This window comes from Cellulomonas sp. HD19AZ1, from assembly GCF_004535805.1.
GTDB classification, from domain to species: Bacteria; Actinomycetota; Actinomycetes; order Actinomycetales; family Cellulomonadaceae; genus Cellulomonas; species Cellulomonas iranensis.
In genome coordinates this window covers 140709-160806 of the sequence record NZ_SPHX01000007.1, presented here as the reverse complement: position 1 = coordinate 160806, position 20098 = coordinate 140709, and the positions used below count along the sequence as shown (strand labels likewise).

Genomic DNA, 20098 nt, shown 5'->3' with positions numbered 1-20098 from the left:
GTCATGCGCGTCGTCCTCGGTGTCGCGGGCGGGATCGCCGCCTACAAGGCGGTCCTGCTGCTGCGGCTGCTGCGGGAGCAGGGTCACGCCGTGCGCGTGGTCCCGACGCGCGCCTCGCTCGAGTTCGTCGGTCGCGCCACCTGGGAGGCCCTGTCGGGCGAGCCGGTGACGACCGACGTCTTCGAGGACGTCGACCAGGTCGCGCACGTCGCGATCGGCAAGACCGCCGACCTGGTGGTCGTCGCCCCCGCGACGGCCGACCTGCTCGCGCGCGCCGCCGCGGGCCGCGCCGACGACCTGCTCACCGCGACGCTGCTCGTCGCGCGCTGCCCCGTGCTGCTCGCCCCCGCGATGCACACCGAGATGTGGGAGCACCCGGCGACCGTCGCGAACGTCGCCACCCTCCGCTCACGCGGCGTGCACGTGCTCGACCCCGCGTCCGGGCGCCTCACGGGTGCCGACACGGGGCCCGGACGTCTCCCGGAGCCCGAGGACGTCGCCGCGGCGGCCCTCCGGCTCGTGGCCGCCGCCCGCCCGTCGGACCTCTCGGGGACGCACGTGGTCGTGTCGGCCGGCGGGACCCGCGAACCCCTCGACCCGGTCCGGTTCCTCGGGAACCGGTCGTCGGGTCGGCAGGGCGTCGCGCTGGCGCGTGCCGCCGCCGAGCGCGGCGCGCGCGTGACGCTCGTCGCGGCGAACGTCACGCACGACGTCCTCGCCCGCGTCGGTGCCGGCGTGACGGTCGTGCCCGTCGAGACCGGCGACGAGCTGCGGGCGGCGGTGCGAGCGGCCGCCGCCGAGGCCGACGTCGTCGTCATGGCCGCGGCCGTCGCCGACTACCGGCCCGCGAGCGTCGCCGACGCCAAGCTGAAGAAGACCGGCGACGCGCCCGTGGTCGCACTCGTGGAGACCACCGACATCCTGCGCGAGCTCGTGACCGACCCGCCCCGAGCGGGGCAGACGGTGGTCGGCTTCGCCGCCGAGACCGGCGACGCCGAGGGCTCCGTCCTCGAGCACGCGCGCGCCAAGGCCGTCCGCAAGGGCGCCGACCTGCTCGTCGTGAACCCCGTCGGGGGCGGCCGTGGCTTCGGCACGACGACCAACGACGTCACCGTCCTCGACCGCGCGGGCGACGTGGTCGCGACCGCCGCGGGGACGAAGGACGAGGTGGCGCACGTCGTGTGGGACGCGGTGCTGACGAGACGTCACCTCTGAGACGCCGCGACGGCGTTACGCTGCCGCCATGACCTCGACGTCCCTGCGCCTCTTCACGTCCGAGTCGGTGACCGAGGGACACCCCGACAAGATCTGCGACCAGATCTCCGACGCGATCCTCGACGCCATCCTCGAGCAGGACCCCACGGCCCGCGTGGCCGTCGAGACCATGGTCACCACGGGCCTCGTCCACGTCGCCGGCGAGGTGACGACGAGCGCGTACGTCGAGATCCCGCAGCTGGTCCGCGAGGTCGTCCGCGGCATCGGCTACACGTCGTCCCTCATCGGGTTCGACGGCGACTCGTGCGGCGTGTCCGTCTCGATCGGGCAGCAGTCCCCGGATATCGCCGCGGGCGTCGACAAGGCGCTCGAGGTCCGGCAGGACGGCGCCGACCTCGACCCGCTCGACCTGCAGGGCGCGGGCGACCAGGGCCTGATGTTCGGCTACGCGAGCGACGAGACCCCCTCGCTGCTGCCGCTGCCGATCTGGCTCGCGCACCGCCTCGCCGAGCGCCTCACGCTCGTCCGCAAGGAGGGCCTCGTCGCGGGTCTGCGCCCCGACGGCAAGACCCAGGTGACCGTCGGCTACGACGGCGACCGCCCGGTCACCCTCGACACCGTGGTGCTCTCGACGCAGCACGAGCCCGACGTCCTCAACGACCACCTCGTCGCCCAGATCGCGGAGCACGTCGTCGCGCCCGTGCTCGCCGACGTCGACATCGACACGTCCTCGTACCGCCTGCTGGTCAACCCGACCGGGCAGTTCGTGATCGGCGGCCCGCAGGGCGACGCCGGGCTCACGGGCCGCAAGATCATCGTCGACACGTACGGCGGCATGGCCCGCCACGGCGGCGGCGCGTTCTCCGGCAAGGACCCGTCGAAGGTCGACCGCTCGGCCGCGTACGCGCTGCGCTGGGTGGCGAAGAACGTCGTCGCGGCGGGCCTCGCGCGGCGCTGCGAGGTGCAGGTCGCCTACGCGATCGGCAAGGCGCACCCCGTCGGCCTGTACGTCGAGACCTTCGGCACCTCGCAGGTCTCCGACGAGCGGCTCACCGCCGCGATCCGCCAGGTGTTCGACCTGCGTCCCGCCGCGATCGTGCGTGACCTGGAGCTGCTGCGCCCCGTGTACCGCCGCACGGCGGCCTACGGGCACTTCGGCCGCGACCTGCCGGAGTTCACGTGGGAGCGCACGGACCGCACGGCCGAGCTCATCGCCGCCGTCGGCTGACGCACCGCACCGGACCGACCCCCCGACGTCCCCGCCGCGACCCGCGCCGGGGACGTCGGCGCGACGTGGTGGGATGAGCACCGTGACCGACCCCGCGCCCGAGCAGCCCGCCCTCGCGGGGCTCGAGCCGCCGGCGCCCCGGCGGCGTCGCAGCGCCGCGGCGGCGGGGCCCGCCGAGCACCTGCCCGTCGCGCGGGTGTGCGTCGACCTCGCGCCCCCGCACCTGGACAGGCCCTTCGAGTACGTCGTCCCCGCCACCCTCGACGCCGCCGCCCGGCCGGGCGTGCGCGTGAAGGTGCGGTTCGCCGGCCAGGACGTCGACGGGTGGCTGCTGGAGCGCGTGGAGCGGGCCGAGCACGAGGGACGCCTGCTGCCGCTGCGGCGGGTCGTCTCGGCGGAGGCCGTCGTCGCGCCGCAGGTCGCGCGGCTCGCCCGCGCGGTCGCCGACCGGTGGGCCGGCACGCTCGCCGACGTGCTGCGCCTCGCCGTGCCGCCCCGGCACGCGCGCGTCGAGGGGGAGGACGGTGCTGCGCCCCCGGCGGACGCCACGACGCCCGGGCCCGCACCCGCGGCGGTCGCGTGGGACGCGTACCGCGGCGGGCCCGCGTTCCTGCGGCACGTGCTGTCCGGCGGCGCACCACGCGCCGTCTGGACGGCGCTGCCCGGACCGGGTCCGCATCGCTGGGCGGCCGCCGTCGCGCAGGCCGTCGCGACGTGCGTGCTCGGCGGTCGTGGTGCGCTCGTCGTCGTGCCGGACGCGCGGGACGTCGACCGCGTGTGCGCCGCCCTCGCCGAGGTCGGGCTCGTCGACGTCGCGCAGGGCGGCCCGGTCGCGCGCCTCGTCGCCGACGACGGACCCGCGGCGCGGTACCGCGCCTTCCTCGCGACGCTGCGGGGGAGCGCACGCGTCGTCGTGGGCACGCGCGCGTCGGCGTTCGCCCCGGTCGCCGACCTCGGCCTGGCCGTCTGCTGGGACGACGGCGACCTGCAGCACGCCGAGCCCCGTGCGCCGTACCCGCACGTGCGCGAGGTCCTCGCGCTGCGGTCCGAGCTCGAGGGCGCCGCGCTGCTCGTGGGCGGCCACGCGCGCACGGTCGAGGCGCAGCACCTGGTGGCCACCGGCTGGGCGCACGAGGTCGCCGCCGAGCGGGCGACGGTGCGCGCGAGGACCGCACGCGTGCGGGCGCTCACGAGCGTCGAGCTCGCCCGCGAGGGTCCGGCCGCGGCCGCACGGCTCCCCGCACCGACGTGGCGTGCCATGCGCGACGCGCTGGCCGTGGGGCCCGTCCTCGTGCAGGTGCCGCGCGCCGGCTACGTGCCGGTCGTCGCGTGCGGCCGGTGCCGCACGCCCGCGCGCTGCACGACGTGCCACGGGCCGCTGGGGCTGACGTCCGCGGACGGCCCGCCCTCGTGCGGGTGGTGCGGGCGCCTCGCGACGGGCTGGCGCTGCGACGAGTGCGGTGCCGCGGCGCTGCGCTCGGTGCGCGTCGGGTCCGAGCGGACGGCCGAGGAGCTGGGCCGCGCGTTCCCGGGGGCGACCGTGCGCGTCTCCGGCGCGCGCGCCGCGGGAGGCGTGCTGGCCGAGGTGCCCGACCGGCCGGCCCTGGTCGTCGCCACGCCGGGGGCCGAGCCTCACGTCGCGTCGGGGTACGCCGCGGCCGTGCTGCTCGACGCCGCCGTCGCGAGCGCGGGCGAGCACCTGGGCGCCGAGGTCGACGCGCTGCGCCGCTGGCTGGGCGCCGCGGCGCTCGTGCGCTCCGCGACCGACGGCGGGCAGGTGCTCCTCGTGGGGGACGGCGCCGCGCGTCCGACGCAGGCCCTCGTCCGGTGGGACCCGGCCGGTCTCGCGGTGCGCGAGCTCGACGAGCGCGCCGAGCTCGCGCTGCCGCCCGCGGTGCGCGTCGCGGCCCTCACGGGCACGCGCGACGCGGTCGCCGCGGTCGTCGCGCGCGTGACGGTCGACGCCCTGGAGGTGCTGGGGCCCGTGCCGCTGCCCGCGGACCCGCAGCAGGGTGCGGCGCTCGAGCCCGAGGTGCGTGCGCTGCTGCGGGTGCCGCCCGCGCGCGGGGCCGAGCTCGCGCGCGCGGTGGCGGCGTCGGTCGCGATCCGCAGCGCACGCCGCGAGGGGGGCGCCGTGCGCGTCCAGGTCGACCCGGCCGACCTGCTGTGACGCACGGGCCGGCGCGGCGCGCGACCTAGGATCGGGTCCATGCGTCTGCTCTTCGCGGGGAGTCCCGCGGCCGCCGTGCCCTCGCTCGAGGCCCTGCTGGGCTCCCGGCACGAGGTGGTGGCCGTGCTGACCCGACCGGACGCGCGCGTGGGACGCGGCCGCACGCTGCAGCCGTCCCCGGTCGCGGCGCTCGCGCGCGACCGCGGCGTGCCGGTGCTGACGCCGCGCACGCTGCGCGATCCCGAGGTGGTCCAGCAGATCCGCGACCTGCGCGTGGACGCCGCGCCGGTCGTCGCGTACGGCGTCCTGGTCCCGGCGGAGCTGCTGGCCGTGCCGACGCACGGCTGGGTCAACCTGCACTTCTCGGTGCTGCCCGCGTGGCGCGGTGCGGCCCCCGTGCAGCGCGCTCTCATGGCGGGCGACGAGGTGACCGGCGCGTCGACCTTCGTGATCGAGGAGGGCCTCGACACCGGGCCCGTGCTCGGCACCCTCACCGAGACCATCAGGCTCACCGACACGACGGGGGACCTGCTGGGGCGCCTCGCGGTCGCGGGCGCCGAGCTGCTGGTCCGCACGCTCGACGCGCTCGAGGACGGCACGCTGCACGCCGTGCCGCAGCCGCACGACGGCGTCAGCCACGCACCGAAGCTCACGCCCGACGACGCGCTCGTGCGCTGGACGCACCCCGCGCACGTGGTCGACCGGCGCGTCCGCGGCTGCACGCCCGCGCCCGGCGCCTGGACGACCCTCCCCGACGGTCAGCGCCTGGGGCTCGGGCCCGTGCGCGTCGTGCCCGACGTCACCGACCTGCGACCGGGCGAGGTCCGCGCGGACAAGCGGGAGGTCCTCGTGGGGACGGGCAGCGGTGCGGTGCGCCTCGGCGACGTGACCGCACCGGGCAAGCGTCCGATGCCCGCGGCGGACTGGGCACGCGGTGCGCGTCTCGCGCCCGGCACGGTCCTCGGGGCCGGCACGCCGGAGCAGGGGGAGCACGCGTGAGCGCCGACGGACGCCAGGGCGGCGAGCGCCGCGGCCAGGGGGGCGGCGAGCGCCGCGGCCAGGGGAGCGGCCACCGTCGCGGCCAGGGTGGCGCCGGCCGGCGGGACGGCCAGGAGCAGCGCCGCGACACGCGGGGACGGCAGCGCGGCGCGGCGCGCTCGGAGGGCCGAGCGGGCCGGACGACCGCGGCCCCGTCGCAGCGCGCCCGCACGGGGGACCAGGCGCGGGGCGCCGCCTTCGACGCGCTGCGTGCCGTCGCCGAGTCCGACGCGTACGCGAACCTGGTGCTGCCGCCGCTGCTGCGCGAGCGGGGCGTCACGGGGCGGGACGCGGGCTTCGCGACCGAGCTCGCGTACGGCACGCTGCGGCTGCGGGGACGGTACGACGCGGTGCTCGCGCACGCGTCGTCGCGGCCCCTCGAGCAGGTCGACGGGCCCGTGCTCGACGTGCTGCGCCTGGGCGCGCACCAGCTGCTCGGCATGCGCGTGCCGTCGCACGCGGCGGTGTCCGAGACGGTTGCGCTCGCCCGCGAGCGCGTCGGTGCCGGTGCGGCGCAGTTCGTCAACGCGGTGCTGCGCCGGGTGTCCGAGCGGACCCCCGAGGAGTGGCTCACGGTCATCGGCGACGCGGCCGACCCCGACGGGTCGGACGCGGTCGCCCGGCTGGCGGCCGTCGAGAGCCACCCGGCGTGGGTCGTGCGGTCGTTGCGGGAGGCGCTCGTGGGGTCGGGGCGGCCCGCGGACGAGCTGCCCGCGCTGCTCGCGGCGGACAACGCGCCGCCGCGCGTGACGCTCGTGGCGCGGCCGGGGCTCGTCGAGCCGGCGGGGCTCGCGGAGCAGGCGGAGGTGGCGCCGGCGGGGCTGGTGCCGACCGCGCTGGTGCTGCGCAGCGGGGACCCCGGTGCGCTGACGGCGGTGCGCGAGGGGCGTGCGGGCGTGCAGGACGAGGGGTCGCAGCTCGTGACGCTCGCGCTCGTCGAGGCGCCGCTGGACGGCCCGGACGAGCGGTGGCTCGACCTGTGCGCGGGCCCGGGGGGCAAGGCCGCCCTGCTGGGTGCGCTGGCGGCGGGGCGGGGGGCGCGGCTGGTGGCGAACGAGGTGCAGCCGCACCGCGCGCGACTCGTGTCGCAGTCGCTGCGGGCCGTCCCCGCGTCGGCGGTCGAGGAGGTGCGGACCGGTGACGGTCGCGAGGTGGGGCGGGTCGAGCCGGGGTCGTACGACCGCGTGCTGCTCGACGCGCCGTGCACGGGGCTGGGTGCGCTGCGGCGGCGGCCGGAGTCGCGGTGGCGCCGCACGCCTGCCGACCTCGCGACGTTGAGCGCGTTGCAGCGCGAGCTGCTGGCGTCGGCGTTCGCGGCGGTGCGGCCCGGGGGCGTCGTGGGGTACGTGACGTGCTCGCCGCACCTGGCGGAGACGCAGCTGGTGGTGCACGACGCGGTGCGGGCCGCGCAGCGCGCGGGCACGTCCGTCGAGGTGCTGGACGCGACGCCGGTGGTCGCGGGGGTGGCGCCGTCGTGGGAGCCGGTCGCGGGCCGGCGGGACGTGCAGCTGTGGCCGCACGTGCACGGCACGGACGCGATGCACCTCACGCTGCTGCGCCGTCTCTGACCCGCTGCGCCGCACGGCCGGCGGACGCGGCGCGCCGGTGCCGCGCGGCGTCGGTACGGTGGGGCCGTGGCACCCGTCCTGATCAACCCGAGCATCCTGTCCGCGGACTTCGTCAACCTCGAGCGCGACCTGCAGCGGATCGCGACGGCGGACTACGCGCACGTCGACGTCATGGACCAGCACTTCGTGCCGAACCTGACGATCGGCCTGCCGGTGGTGCGGCGGATCGCCGAGGTGAGCCCGGTGCCGCTCGACGTGCACCTCATGGTCGAGGACGCGGACCGCTGGGCGCCGCAGTACGCCGAGGCGGGTGCGCGGTCGGTGACGTTCCACGCGGAGGCGACGCAGGCGCCGGTCCGGCTCGCGCGCGAGCTGCGGGCGGGCGGCGTGCGTGCGTCGGTGGCGCTGCGCCCGGCCACGCCGGTCGAGCCGTTCCTCGACCTGCTGGCCGAGGTCGACATGGTGCTCGTCATGACGGTCGAGCCGGGGTTCGGCGGTCAGGCGTTCATCGAGGGCACGCTCGCGAAGGTGCGGCGCACGCGTGAGGCGATCGTCGCGGCGGGCGCGGACACCTGGGTGCAGGTCGACGGTGGCGTGTCGCGCGACACGATCGGGCGGATCGCGCGCGCCGGGGCGAACGTGTTCGTGGCAGGCTCGGCGGTCTACGGCGCCGACGACGTGGCCGGCGAGATCGCGGCGCTGCGCTCGCTCGCGGAGCACCCGACGACCGAGGCGTGAGCCGCCCGCGGCGCGCGGTGCAGAGCCGCTGACGGGCCGTCCCGTGCGGTCGTGGGCGGTGCGCGTGGCGGGAATGACCGCTGTGGCATCATCGTTGCAGAACACACACGTGCTCCGGGGTCGGTGAAAGTCCGAGCCGGCGGTGACAGTCCGCGACCCGTGAGCCCCGCGAGGGGCGAGCGGTTGACCTGGTGGAACTCCAGGACCGACGGTGAAAGTCCGGATGGGAGGAGACGCGTGCACGGTGCGCCCCTGCGCGCGCCGTGACGGTGCGTCGTACGCCCGTGCACCCCGGAGCCTGTCGAGGCGACGGAGGTGCGGGGCGTGGTGACGACGACGGCGGACGTCCGCCCGTGCGAGCTGGCCGCGATGACGCGTGCGCTGGAGCTCGCGTCGCGCGGTCCCCTGGGGCCCAACCCGCGTGTGGGCTGCGTGCTGCTCGCCGCCGACGGCACGGCCCTCGGGGAGGGCTGGCACCGGGGGGCGGGCACGCCCCACGCCGAGGTCGCGGCGCTGGCCGACGCCCGCGAGCGCGGCGCGGACGTGCGGGGTGCGACGGCCGTGGTGACGCTCGAGCCGTGCGACCACGTGGGCCGCACGGGGCCGTGCTCGCTGGCGCTGCTGGCGGCGGGCGTCGCGCGGGTCGTGGTGGGCGTGGCGGACCCGAACCCGGTCGCGGCCGGGGGTGCGCGGCGGCTGCACGACGCGGGGGTCGAGGTGGTCACGGGCGTGCTCGCGGACGAGGGCGTCGCGGCGCTGGGGGCGTGGCTGCCCGCGGTGACGCGCGGGCGCCCGTTCGTGACGCTGAAGCTCGCGGCGTCGCTCGACGGTCGGGTCGCGGCGGCGGACGGCAGCAGCCGGTGGATCACGTCGGACGTCGCGCGGCGGCACGCGCACGGGCTGCGCGCGGAGGTGGGGGCGATCGTCGTGGGGACGGGTACGGCGCTGGCCGACGACCCGTCGTTGACGGCGCGCACAGGTGACGGGTCGCTCGTGGAGCACCAGCCGCTGCGGGTCGTGGTCGGGTACCGGGACGTGCCCGCCGACGCGCGGCTGCGCGGCCCGGGTGGCGAGCTGGTCCCGCTGCGCACGCACGAGCCGGAGCGGGTCGTCGCGGCGCTGCACGCGCGCGAGGTGCGGCACGTGCTGGTCGAGGGCGGGCCGACGCTGGCGGCGGCGTTCGTCGCGGCGGGCCTGGTCGACGAGGTGCACGCGTACGTGGCGCCGGTGCTGCTCGGCGCCGGGCCGGCCGCGCTGGGCGACCTGGGCGTGCGCTCGATCGAGGACGCCGTGCGGCTGGTGCCGCGCGAGGTCCACCCGCTGGGGACCGACGTGCTGGTCGTCGCGACCCCCGAACCCCGGTCGGCCGCGCACGCGTCCGCCACGTCGCTGGAGGAGCGCTGATGTTCACGGGCATCGTCGAGGAGCTGGGCACGATCGTCGCGCTGGAGGCGGGCGGTGGTGCGCAGGCGGACGCGCGGCTGCGGGTGCGGGGCGAGCTGGTGACGTCCGACGCGCACCTGGGGGACTCGATCGCGGTGAGCGGCGTGTGCCTGACGGTCGCGGAGCTGCCGGGTGACGGCACGTTCGTCGCGGACGTCATGCCGGAGACGTTGCGCCGCTCGGCGCTGGGCGCGCTCGTCGTGGGGGACCGGGTCAACCTGGAGCGGGCGCTGGCGGTGGGCGGCCGGTACGGCGGGCACGTCGTGCAGGGGCACGTCGACGGCGTCGGCGTGGTGCGCTCGCGCCGCCCGGGGCCGCGGTGGGACGACGTGGAGATCGGTCTGGACCCGGCGCTCGCGCGGTACGTCGCGGAGAAGGGCTCGGTCGCGGTGTCGGGCGTGTCGCTGACGGTCACGCACGTGGGCGACGACGTGTTCGGGGTCTCCCTGATCCCGACGACGCTCGAGGTCACGACGCTGGGGAGCCTGGCACCGGGCGCGGCCGTGAACCTCGAGGTGGACGTGCTCGCGAAGTACACCGAGCGGCTGCTCGCGACGTCCGGGGCGCTGCGGTGAGCGGGCACGTGCCGGGTGAGGTCGGGGACGAGGTCCGCCTGGGCACGGTCGAGGAGGCGCTCGACGCGCTGCGGGCGGGCCGTCCCGTGCTCGTCGCGGACTCCGCGGACCGGGAGGACGAGGCGGACGTCGTGCTCGCGGCGCAGTCCGCGACGCCCGAGTGGGTGGCGTGGACGATCCGCCGCTCGTCGGGCTACCTGTGCGCGCCGATGCCGGCCGGGCGCGCGGACGCGCTCGACCTGCCGCTCATGGTGCCGAGCAGCCAGGACCCGCGCCGCACCGCGTACACCGTGACGGTCGACGCGGCCACGGGCGTGACGACGGGCATCTCGGCGGCGGACCGGGCGCGCACGCTGCGCGTGCTGGCCGACCCGGCGTCGGGCCGCGGCGACCTGATCCGCCCCGGGCACGTGCTGCCGCTGCGCGCGGTGCCCGGGGGCGTGCTGCACCGTGCAGGGCACACCGAGGCCGCGGTCGACCTGTGCCGGCTGGCCGGCCTGGAGCCGGTCGGCGCGATCGCCGAGCTGGTGCGCGACGACGGTCGCATGGTGCGGCTGCCCGAGGCGTCGGCGATCGCCGCCGAGGCGGGCCTGGTGCTGCTGACGATCGCGGACCTGCAGGCGTGGCGCCTCGCGCACGACGACGTCGCACCCGCCGCCGGCACCGCCCCGGAGCAGCCGCGCGTGCACGCGACGCACACCGCGTACCTGCCGACCGCGCACGGCGAGTTCCGGGTGCACGGGTACCGCGACCTGCGCACGGGTGACGAGCACGTCGCGCTCGTGGCGGCCTCGGGCCTCGTCGACGAGCCGCCGGTGCGCGTGCACTCCGAGTGCCTCACGGGCGACGCGTTCGGCTCGGCCCGGTGCGACTGCGGCCCGCAGCTCGACGCGGCCCTGCGGATCGCCGCCGCGGAGGGCGGCGCGGTCGTCTACCTGCGGGGGCACGAGGGGCGGGGGATCGGGCTGCTCGCGAAGGTCGCGGCGTACGCGCTGCAGGACGCGGGCCGCGACACGGTCGAGGCGAACGTCGACCTCGGCTGGCCCGCGGACCGGCGCGAGTACGGCGCGGCCGCCGCGATCCTCACGGACCTCGGCGCGTGCCGCGTCCGCCTGCTGACGAACAACCCCGCCAAGGTCACGGGCCTGCGCGCGCACGGCGTCGAGGTCACGCAGGTGCGGGCGCTCGAGGTGGGACGCACCCCGCACAACGAGGCGTACCTGCGCACCAAGGCCACGAGCATGGGGCACCTGCTGCACCTCGACGACGCACCGGACGCCCCCGGTGCGTCCGGGACCCCGGCGCCCGGCGACCCCGTGCGGGTCGACCCGGTGCACGCCGCGCCCACGACCGTGGGCACCGACACGACCGACCACGCGTTCGACCCCCTGGAGGAGCTGGCATGAGCGGCGCAGGATCGCCCACCCTCGACGTCGACGGCACCGGGCTGCGCGTCACGGTCGTCGCCGCGAGCTGGCACACGACCGTCATGGACGGCCTGATCGCCGGGGCCCGCCGCGCGCTCGACGACGCGCACGTCACGGACGTGCGCGTCGTGCGCGTGCCCGGCACGTTCGAGCTGCCCGTGGCCGCGGCGCGTGCCGCGCAGGACGCCGACGCCGTCGTGGCGCTGGGCGTCGTGATCCGCGGGGGCACGCCGCACTTCGAGTACGTGTGCCAGGCCGCGACCGTGGGCCTCACGGACGTCGCTGTGCGCACGGGCGTGCCCGTCGGCTTCGGCGTGCTCACGTGCGACGACGAGCAGCAGGCGCTCGACCGCGCCGGGCTGGCCGGGTCCCACGAGGACAAGGGCGCCGAGGCCGCGCAGGCCGCGGTCGCGACGGTCGTCGCGCTGCGGGGGCTGTGACGTGGGCCCGCTCGGCTGGCTGTTCGACGCGACGCTGACGGTCGCGGGGTACGACGTGCTGTGGCGCGAGATCGTCGGCAACCTGTTCGGCCTCGCGGCCGCGGTCGGCGGCCTGCGACGCCGCGTGTGGGCGTGGCCCGTGGGCGTCGTGGGCAACGTGCTGCTGTTCACGGTGTTCCTCGGGGGCGTGTTCCACACGCCGCAGCAGACCGACCTGTACGGCCAGGCCGGGCGGCAGGTGTTCTTCGTCATCGTGTCGGTGTACGGCTGGGTGCGGTGGCGCGGCGCGCAGCGGGCCGCGGCCGCGGGCGGCGACGCCGACGCACCGGCGGTCGTGCCCCGCTGGGCCGGTCGCTCCGGCTGGCTCCTCATCGGCTCGGTCGCCGTGGTCGGCACCGCCGCGTGCGCAGCGGTGTTCTCGGCGCTCGGCTCGTGGGGCCCGTGGGCGGACGCGTGGATCTTCGTCGGCTCGATGCTCGCGACGTACGGCATGGCCCGCGGCTGGATCGAGTTCTGGCTCATCTGGATCGCGGTCGACGCGGTCGGCGTCCCGCTGCTGCTGTCCGCCGGGTACTACCCGTCGGCCGTGCTCTACGCGGTCTACGGCGCCGTCGTCCTCTACGGGTTCGTCGTGTGGTGGCGCGCCCGGGACACGGCCGCCGCGGCCGACGCCGTGGACGAGCGCGTCCCGACCGCCTGACGTCCGCACGTCCGCGGACGTGGACGGCGGCGCGACCCGCGCCGTCGCGCGTCTAGGCTGGTCGGTCGTGAAGACCTTCGACGCGCTGTTCGCCGAGCTGTCCGACAAGGCCACGACCCGCCCCGCGGGCTCGGGCACGGTCGCCGAGCTGGACGCGGGCGTGCACGCCATCGGCAAGAAGATCGTCGAGGAGGCCGCCGAGGTGTGGATGGCCGCCGAGCATGAGTCCGACGAGCGCGCCGCCGAGGAGATCTCCCAGCTGCTGTACCACCTGCAGGTGCTCATGCTCGCCAAGGGCCTGACGCTGCAGGACGTGTACACGCACCTGTGACGCGCCCCCACCTCACCCCACCGAACCACCCGAGGACACCGTGCTGAGGATCGCCGTCCCCAACAAGGGCTCGCTGTCGGAGCCCGCCGCCGAGATGCTGCGCGAGGCGGGCTACCGCCAGCGCCGCGACTCCCGCGAGCTCGTGCTGCCCGACCCGGACAACGACGTCGAGTTCTTCTTCCTGCGTCCCCGCGACGTCGCCGTCTACGTGGGCGCCGGCACGGTCGACGTCGGGATCACCGGCCGCGACCTGCTGATCGACTCCGCGTCGGAGGCCGTCGAGCACCTGCCGCTCGGCTTCGCGCGCTCGACGTTCCGGTTCGCCGGCGCCGCCGGTCGCCTGACCGACGCGCGGCAGATCGCCGGGCTGCGCGTCGCGACGTCGTACGCCGAGCTCGTCGCGGCGTACCTGCGCGAGCGCGGCGTCGAGCCCGAGGCCGTCGTGCGCCTCGACGGCGCCGTCGAGTCCGCGATCCGCCTCGGCGTCGCCGACGTGATCGCCGACGTCGTCGAGACCGGCTCGACGCTGCGCGCCGCGGGCCTCGAGGTCTTCGGCGAGCCGATCCTGCGCTCCGAGGCCGTGCTCATCCGGCGCGCCGACGTCGACCAGCCCGCGGGGCTCGACACGCTCACGCGGCGCCTGCAGGGCGTGCTGACCGCGCGCGAGTACGTCCTCATGGACTACGACGTGCCGCTGCACCTCGTCGACGACGCGGTCGCGATCACCCCCGGCCTCGAGTCGCCCACGGTGTCGCCGCTGCACAACGGCGAGTGGGCCGCGGTGCGCGCGATGGTGCCGCGCAGCCAGACCAACCGCGTCATGGACGCGCTGTACGACGTCGGCGCGCGCGCGATCCTCGTGACCTCCATCCTCGCCTGCCGGATCTGACGTGCCCACGCCCGACGACGCGCTCGCCGCACCGTTCCGCCCGCGCCTCGCGCGCGTCGTGACGCTCGCGGTGGCCGTCGTCGTGCTCGCGCTCACGGCCGTGCTGGTGCTGACCATGCCGGGGCTCGCACCGCTCGACCAGACCGGGTTCGCGCTGTTCGGGCTGCTCATCGCGTGGTTCTGCTGGCGGCAGGCGTCCGTGCGCGCGGTGCCCGACGCGACGGGTCTGCTGGTGCGGAACCTCCTCGTCACGACGCACGTCGACTGGGCGCAGATCGTCTCGGTGCGCTTCGGTCAGGGCCGGGCCTGGGTGCAGCTCGACCTCGCCGACGGCGACACGCTCGCCGTCATGGGCGTGCAGCGCGCCGACGGCGCGTTCGCCGAGCAGGAGGCCCGCCGCCTCGCGACGCTCGTGGCCCGCCGGACGACGACCGCCCGCGACGACTGACTGACGGCCGCGCGCGGGCCCGACGAGCGACCAGGTCGCCCCGCACGCTCGGCCGCGGCGTCCGACCGGGGGAGCGGACCGTCAGCCCGCGCGCACCGCGTGCACGCCCGCGACGGCCGCCGCGAGGAACGCGGCCGGGTCCGCGTCCAGCCGCCGCCCCATCGTCGACAGCGTCACGGGGGCCTCGCGCAACGCGTCCAGCAGCGCGTCGTCGGCGGCGACGCGCACCGCACGGTGCCGCCCCCGCGGTGCCACGAGTGTCGCGACCTGCGCGTCCACCCGGTCCGCGAGCGCCGCCCACGCATCCGACCCCGGTTCGGCGAGCAGGTCCTGCGGCGTGCCCGGCAGGTCGGGCGCGAAGGCCGGCACGACGACGTCGCAGGCCGCGAGCGCGACGCGCCCGTAGGCGGTCAGGGAGTGGTGCGACACCCCGAGGTGCCGCTCGCGCGCGTCGGCGCCCGAGACCCGCAGCGACGCGACGGGCCGACCGCCGAGGGTAGCGGCCGCGTTGAGCGCCTCGCCGGCGGCGACGCCCGAGAAGCCCCAGCGGGTGCCGGTGCCGAGGTTCCCGGGGCCCTGCGCGACGACCACGAGGTCCGCGTCGAGGACGTGCCGCGCGGCGAGCAGCCCGGTGTGCACGGTGACGGCCTCGAGGTCGCCGCCGAACGCCTGGCCGGTGGTCACGCACGCGTCGATCCACCCCGCGGTGCGCAGGGCGTCGACCGCGCGCGAGAACCACGCCGGCAGCGCACCGCCGTCGGTCATGACGTACACCACGCGGGGCGCGGGGCGCCCGGCGGTCGCGGCCGCTGCGCGCGCACCGGCGACCACGGCGGGCAGCGCCGAGTGCAGGTCCGCCACGACGACGGGCATCCCGGCGAGGTCGTCGGCGTCGCGCAGCACGTCGTGGTGCGGGGACTCCTGGTCGTCGACCCCCAGGACCATCGCCTGCAGCGGCGTGTACCGCGCCTTGACGAGGTGACCCGGTCCGGGCAGCGGGTCGGGCACGAGCGCGTCGGTGCGGGCGACCACCAGCGCGTACCCGCCGGTGCCGAGCCCGCGGACCAGCGCGGTGACGTTGAGCAGCACGCGCGCGCCCGGCACGACCTCGCCCACGAGGTGCGGGTAGGACAGCGCACGCACCGTGCGGTCCTCGCCCTCGAGGGCCACGGTCGACTCGCACGCACCGTCCCACCGGGCCCGGCACTCCGTCACGACTCCGGCACGCCACGCGATCACGCGCCCACGGTACCGGCGCGCCGCACGTCACCGGGTCGGGCGGGGCGCCCGCTGCGACTACCGTGGTGCCCGATGCCCCCCGCGATCCCCCCCGCCGAGCGCCTGCTCAACCTCGTCATCGCCCTGGTCAACACGCCGGGCCGGATGACGAAGGAGCAGGTGCGCTCGTCCGTGGCCGGGTACGGCGACGCGCGCTCCGACGACGCGTTCGAGCGGATGTTCGAGCGCGACAAGGACACGCTGCGCGACCTGGGCATCCCGGTGCTCACGGTGACGCACGCGGGGCACGGCGACGACATCGGCTACCGCATCGACGTCGAGCACTGGTCGCTGCCCGCCGTCGAGCTCACGGCCGCCGAGCTCGGCGTCCTCGCGCTCGCCGCGCAGGTGTGGCAGGACCAGTCGCTGCGCGCCGACTCGACGCGTGCGCTGACCAAGCTGCGCGCCGTCGGTGCCGAGCCGGGTGCGGCCGACCTGGTCGCGGGTCTCGCGCCGCGCGTGCGTGCGGGTGGCGACGCGTTCGGACCGCTCGTCGACGCCGTGCAGAACCGGCAGGCCGTGCGCTTCACGTACCACGCGGCGACGACGGGCGAGGTGCGCGAGCGGCGCGTCGAGCCGTGGAAGCTGCTGGCGCGCCGCGGCGGCTGGGTGCTCCTCGCCCGGGACCGCGACCGCGGGGCGAGCCGGTCCTTCCGCCTCAGCCGCATCCGGGGGGCCGTGCGGCCGCTCGGCCCTGCCGGGGGGTTCACGGCTCCGACGCCCGAGGAGCTCGCGGACGCGTCGCGCGCGTGGGTGGGCGACGGGCCCGAGCGCACGGCGCTGCTGGCGGTGACCCCGGAGCGCGCCGGTGCCGTGCGCGCCCGCGCCGTGCCGGTGCCGCCCGACGTGACGCTGCCCGTGGGCGCCGACCGCGTGCTCGCGGGGCGTGAGCTCGTCGCGGTGCCGTACCGGCTGGGCTGGGAGCTCGCCGAGGAGGTCGTCGGGTACGGCGACGCGGTGGTCGTGCTCGAGCCGGCGGACGTGCGCGACCAGGTCGTGGGGATGCTGCGGGTCGCCGCGACGCTCGACCGCGCGGGTGCGCGCGTGAGCGGCGGCGTGGAGGAGGTGCGCGGTGCCTGAGCGCGCGAGCGACCGCCTGGTGCGGATGCTGGGGATCGTGGCGTACCTCGAACGGCACGACGACGTGCCCGTCGAGCAGCTCGCGGCGCAGTTCGGCGTCCCGCCCGAGCAGGTGATGGCCGACATCGACACGCTGTGGGTCACGGGCACGCCGGGCTACCTGCCGGACGACCTCATCGACTTCGACGCCGCGTCCTACGAGCAGGGCGTCGTGCGGCTGACCGAGTCGCGCGGCATGACCCGCCCGCTGCGCCTGGGGCCTCGCGAGGGCGTCGCGCTGCTCGCGGCCCTGCGCTCGCTCGCCGCGCTGCGGCCCGCGCTCGACGCCGACCGCGCCGCGGCCCTGGACTCGGTGCTCGCCAAGGTGCAGGCCGCCACGGGCGACGCCACGGCCGCGGCGCCCGTCGAGGTCGAGCTGCAGGTCGGCGCGGCGCCCGCGGTGGCCGCCGCGATCGGCACGGCGCTCGCCGAGCGGCGTCGCCTGCGCCTGCGGTACGTGGACGCGTCGGACGTCGTGACCGAGCGCGACGTGGACCCGGTGCGCCTCGTGAGCGAGGACGACCGCTCGTACCTGCTGGCGTGGTCGCTCGCGGCCGACGCGGAGCGGCTCTTCCGCCTCGACCGCGTCGTCGAGGCGACCGTGCTGCCCGACGCGGCGCAGTCGCACGACGTCGCGGCCGACGCCGACGTGTTCCAGCCGGACGCGTCGGGCGAGCTCGTGACCGTCCGGCTCGCGGGCCGCGCGCGCTGGGTGGCCGAGTCCGTGCCGGTCGAGCGCACGCACGAGCGCGGCGACGGGTCGTTCGAGGTCGAGCTGCGGGTCGTGCAGCCCGCGTGGCTGCGGCACCTGCTGCTGCAGGTCGCGGACGACGTGCTCGACGTGCGCCCCGTCGAGGTGGCGCAGGACACGGCCGCGGCCGCACGTTCGGCGCTCGACGCCTACGCGCCGCTGCTGGGCGCGGGGGAGGTCTGACGTGCTCTGGTTCACCGTGTGGACGCTGCTCGTGCTGGGCACGCTCGGCGGCGCGTTCCTGCTGGGTCGGCGCCTGTGGCGCTCCCTGGTGGGCCTCGGCGAGGAGCTGGCCCGTGCCGGCGAGGTGGCCGAGCGCGTGTCGCAGCAGGCCGCGGAGCTCGAGGCCCGCGCCCGCGACGCCCAGCAGGAGATCCGCCCCACCCTGGGGGCGGACGCCGACGTGCTCGGTGCGCGGCTCGAGGAGCTGCGCGCGGTGCGCCGCCGGCAGCGCGCGCAGCGACGTGCGCGGCACCGCGACACCGTCGCCGACGCGTCGCGCCGCTGGTTCGGCTGAGGCCGGCGGTCACCCCCGCGGAGGTCACGAATCGGGACGCATCCCGGCGAAGCGCTTCGACAACCCCGGGCCACCCCGTAGACTCGGACCGGTCAGCACCGCCACCCATCCGAGGGAACGGACTCGTCATGAGGCTCACCCCGACGCACGCCGTCATCCTGCTCGTCGTCGTCCTGCTGCTGTTCGGCGCGAACCGGCTGCCGGGAGTGGCGCGGAGCATGGGGCAGTCGCTGAAGATCTTCAAGAAGGAGATGCAGGACCTCACGGGTGACGGCACGTCGACGTCCGCACCCGCCACGCCTGGTCCCGCGACGACGACCTCCACGACGACGCCTCCGGCCCCGGGTGCGCCCGACCCGGTCGCCACCACGGCACCCGAGGGCTCCGAGGTCCCCCCGCCGCCGCCTGCACCGCCCGCCGCGCCGCGCTCCTGACCCGCCCGTGACCCGCACGCCCGCCGCCGACGGCGGCCGGATGCCGCTGCGCGCGCACCTGCGCGAGCTGCGCCGGCGGCTCACGCTCATCGCCGTCGGGCTCGTCGTCGGCACGGTCGTCGGCTGGTTCTTCTACGACCCGGTGTTCCAGCTGCTGCAGCGGCCCATCCTGGACGTCGCCGCCCGGCGCGGGGACACCGTGTCGCTCAACTTCCAGGGCGTCGCCACGGCCTTCGACGTCCAGATCAAGGTCTCGCTGTTCCTCGGGGTGCTCGGCACGAGCCCGTGGTGGATGTATCAGCTGTGGGCCTTCATCACGCCGGGGCTCACGCGCCGCGAGCGCGGCTACGCGGTCGGGTTCATCGCCGCGGGCGTGCCCCTGTTCCTCGCGGGCGCCGCACTCGCGTTCTGGGCGCTGCCCAACGCGGTGCGCCTGCTCACCGACTTCGCCCCCGCCGAGACCACCAACTGGGTCGACGCGCAGCTGTACCTCAGCTTCGTCATGCGCATCGTCCTCGCGTTCGGCGTCGGGTTCCTGCTGCCGGTCGTCATGGTCGCCCTGAACTTCGCCGGGCTCGTGCGGGCACGCGCCTGGCTGGCGGGCTGGCGGTGGGCGGTCGTCATCGCGTTCACGTTCGCGGCCGTGGCCACGCCCACACCTGACGCGATCTCGATGATCGTGGTGGCGATCCCCATCTGCGTGCTGTTCTTCGTCGCGATCGGCGTGTGCCACCTGCACGACCGCCGGCTCGACCGCCGGCTCGTCGCGCAGGGCCTGCCGCGGCTCGACGGCACGATGCCCGGCGAGGACGCCGACGCGCGAGGTGGCGGCGCCGCACCGGGCACCGCGTGAGCACGCTCGGCCTCGTGGTCAACCCCGTCGCGGGCGACGGTCGCGGCGGCGTCGTGGGGGAGCGCACGCACCGCCTGCTGGCGCGCGCCGGGCACACCGTCCGTGACCTGTCCGCGCCGAGCCTCGTCCAGGCGACCGACCGTGCGCGCGCCGCCGTGACCGAGGGCCTCGACGCGCTCGTCGTCGTCGGCGGCGACGGCATGGTGCACCTCGGTGTCGGCCTCGTCGCCGGCACCGCGCTGCCGCTCGGGATCGTCGCCGTCGGCACCGGCAACGACGTGGCCCGCGCGCTCGGCCTGCCGCGCGGCGACGCCGACCGTGCCGTCGCGGTCCTCGACGGCGCGCTGCGCACCGGCGCCCGCCGCGTCGACGCCGTCCGCGTGACCCGCGGGGGCGACGGCGAGGTCCGCTGGTACGCGGGCGTCCTGTCGTGCGGCGTCGACGCGGCCGTCAACGCGCGGGCCAACACGCTGCGCTGGCCGCACGGCCACGCGCGGTACGTGCGCGCCCTGGTCCCCGAGCTCGCGGCGTTCCGGCCCTACGGGTACCGCGTGCGCGTCGACGGCACGCTCTGGGAGTCTCCCGGCACGGTCGTCGCGGTCGCCAACACCGCGTGGTTCGGCGGTGGCCTGCGCGTCGCACCCGGGGCGACCCCCGACGACGGGCTGCTCGACGTCGTCGTCGCGGGACCGCTCACGCGCCACGACGTCGTCGGGCTCTTCCCGCGCCTGTACCGGGGCAGCCACGTCCACGACCCGCGCGTGCAGGTCCTGCGGGGGTCGCGCGTCACGGTCGAGCACGCGCCCGACCTCGGCCCCGCGCCGCCCGCCGCGTTCGCGGACGGCGAGCACCTCGGAGCCCTGCCGCTCGAGGTCGAGGTCGTGCCGGGCGCGCTCGGCGTGCTCGGCTAGCGCACCGGCACGGCGTGCCTAGGGT

At 77.0% G+C, this 20098-nt stretch carries 21 protein-coding genes and 1 riboswitch; of the genes, 20 read left to right on the top strand and 1 reads right to left on the bottom strand.

The window, feature by feature from the left end; all coding sequences use genetic code 11:
• Positions 1–3 precede the first annotated feature (3 nt).
• The 14 genes from coaBC to E4A51_RS15805 all read left to right on the top strand — a co-directional run bounded on the left by coaBC (position 4) and on the right by E4A51_RS15805 (position 14210).
• The gene (gene coaBC / locus E4A51_RS15870) at positions 4–1215 is read left to right on the top strand and encodes a bifunctional phosphopantothenoylcysteine decarboxylase/phosphopantothenate--cysteine ligase CoaBC (RefSeq protein ID WP_134852334.1); all 1212 of its coding nucleotides are present in this window, start codon (positions 4–6) and stop codon (positions 1213–1215) included.
• A 28-nt stretch (positions 1216–1243) separates the two neighbouring features.
• Complete coding sequence (gene metK, locus E4A51_RS15865; protein ID WP_046528383.1) at positions 1244–2443, top strand: methionine adenosyltransferase; 1200 nt, start codon at positions 1244–1246, stop codon at positions 2441–2443.
• Between the two features lie 73 nt (positions 2444–2516).
• Entirely contained in the window at positions 2517–4613 is a 2097-nt protein-coding gene (locus E4A51_RS15860; RefSeq protein ID WP_134852333.1) for a primosomal protein N', read from the top strand.
• Positions 4614–4652: 39 nt separating this feature from the next.
• Positions 4653–5612, top strand: a complete 960-nt coding sequence (gene fmt / locus E4A51_RS15855) for a methionyl-tRNA formyltransferase (protein WP_134852332.1) — start codon at positions 4653–4655, stop codon at positions 5610–5612.
• Positions 5609–7219, top strand: coding sequence for an RsmB/NOP family class I SAM-dependent RNA methyltransferase (locus E4A51_RS15850; protein ID WP_134852331.1), 1611 nt, complete (start codon positions 5609–5611; stop codon positions 7217–7219). The genes fmt and E4A51_RS15850 overlap by 4 nt, the downstream gene beginning before the upstream one ends.
• Positions 7220–7285: 66 nt before the next feature.
• On the top strand, positions 7286–7957 hold the full coding sequence (gene rpe / locus E4A51_RS15845) for a ribulose-phosphate 3-epimerase (protein WP_134852330.1): 672 nt from the start codon (positions 7286–7288) through the stop codon (positions 7955–7957).
• Between the two features lie 105 nt (positions 7958–8062).
• Positions 8063–8196, top strand: a riboswitch (FMN riboswitch).
• Positions 8197–8326: 130 nt separating this feature from the next.
• The gene (gene ribD, locus E4A51_RS15840) at positions 8327–9361 is read left to right on the top strand and encodes a bifunctional diaminohydroxyphosphoribosylaminopyrimidine deaminase/5-amino-6-(5-phosphoribosylamino)uracil reductase RibD (protein ID WP_082739697.1); all 1035 of its coding nucleotides are present in this window, start codon (positions 8327–8329) and stop codon (positions 9359–9361) included.
• Entirely contained in the window at positions 9361–9975 is a 615-nt protein-coding gene (locus E4A51_RS15835; RefSeq protein WP_134852329.1) for a riboflavin synthase, read from the top strand. Before ribD ends, E4A51_RS15835 begins: the two co-directional genes overlap by 1 nt.
• On the top strand, positions 9972–11381 hold the full coding sequence (gene ribA / locus E4A51_RS15830; protein WP_240696515.1) for a GTP cyclohydrolase II: 1410 nt from the start codon (positions 9972–9974) through the stop codon (positions 11379–11381). Before E4A51_RS15835 ends, ribA begins: the two co-directional genes overlap by 4 nt.
• Positions 11378–11842, top strand: a complete 465-nt coding sequence (gene ribH, locus E4A51_RS15825) for a 6,7-dimethyl-8-ribityllumazine synthase (RefSeq protein WP_070318749.1) — start codon at positions 11378–11380, stop codon at positions 11840–11842. The genes ribA and ribH overlap by 4 nt, the downstream gene beginning before the upstream one ends.
• A gap of 1 nt (position 11843) precedes the next feature.
• A complete protein-coding gene (gene pnuC / locus E4A51_RS15820; protein ID WP_046528390.1) occupies positions 11844–12542 on the top strand; it encodes a nicotinamide riboside transporter PnuC in 699 nt (232 codons plus the stop codon).
• Positions 12543–12609: 67 nt separating this feature from the next.
• Entirely contained in the window at positions 12610–12873 is a 264-nt protein-coding gene (locus tag E4A51_RS15815; RefSeq protein ID WP_046530525.1) for a phosphoribosyl-ATP diphosphatase, read from the top strand.
• A 40-nt stretch (positions 12874–12913) separates the two neighbouring features.
• A complete protein-coding gene (hisG, locus tag E4A51_RS15810; protein ID WP_046528391.1) occupies positions 12914–13762 on the top strand; it encodes an ATP phosphoribosyltransferase in 849 nt (282 codons plus the stop codon).
• Position 13763: 1 nt separating this feature from the next.
• Positions 13764–14210, top strand: coding sequence for a PH domain-containing protein (locus E4A51_RS15805; protein ID WP_046528392.1), 447 nt, complete (start codon positions 13764–13766; stop codon positions 14208–14210).
• Positions 14211–14291: 81 nt separating this feature from the next.
• Here E4A51_RS15805 and E4A51_RS15800 read toward each other — a convergent pair whose 3' ends face one another.
• A complete protein-coding gene (locus E4A51_RS15800) occupies positions 14292–15449 on the bottom strand; it encodes a DUF3866 family protein (RefSeq protein WP_134852328.1) in 1158 nt (385 codons plus the stop codon).
• A gap of 72 nt (positions 15450–15521) precedes the next feature.
• Here E4A51_RS15800 and E4A51_RS15795 point away from each other — a divergent pair, with 72 nt between their 5' ends.
• The 6 genes from E4A51_RS15795 (at position 15522) to E4A51_RS15770 (ending at position 20073) form a co-directional block, all read left to right on the top strand.
• Positions 15522–16568: a YafY family protein gene (locus E4A51_RS15795; protein WP_070318747.1), complete on the top strand. Its 1047-nt coding sequence runs from the start codon at positions 15522–15524 to the stop codon at positions 16566–16568.
• On the top strand, positions 16561–17541 hold the full coding sequence (locus tag E4A51_RS15790) for a YafY family protein (RefSeq protein ID WP_134852327.1): 981 nt from the start codon (positions 16561–16563) through the stop codon (positions 17539–17541). The genes E4A51_RS15795 and E4A51_RS15790 overlap by 8 nt, the downstream gene beginning before the upstream one ends.
• Position 17542: 1 nt before the next feature.
• Entirely contained in the window at positions 17543–17875 is a 333-nt protein-coding gene (locus E4A51_RS15785) for a hypothetical protein (RefSeq protein ID WP_070318745.1), read from the top strand.
• 128 nt (positions 17876–18003) lie between these two features.
• The gene (gene tatA / locus E4A51_RS15780; protein WP_046530526.1) at positions 18004–18309 is read left to right on the top strand and encodes a twin-arginine translocase TatA/TatE family subunit; all 306 of its coding nucleotides are present in this window, start codon (positions 18004–18006) and stop codon (positions 18307–18309) included.
• A 40-nt stretch (positions 18310–18349) separates the two neighbouring features.
• On the top strand, positions 18350–19162 hold the full coding sequence (tatC, locus tag E4A51_RS15775; protein WP_070318792.1) for a twin-arginine translocase subunit TatC: 813 nt from the start codon (positions 18350–18352) through the stop codon (positions 19160–19162).
• Positions 19159–20073, top strand: coding sequence for a diacylglycerol kinase family protein (locus tag E4A51_RS15770; RefSeq protein WP_134852326.1), 915 nt, complete (start codon positions 19159–19161; stop codon positions 20071–20073). The genes tatC and E4A51_RS15770 overlap by 4 nt, the downstream gene beginning before the upstream one ends.
• The last annotated feature ends 25 nt before the right edge of the window (positions 20074–20098 follow it).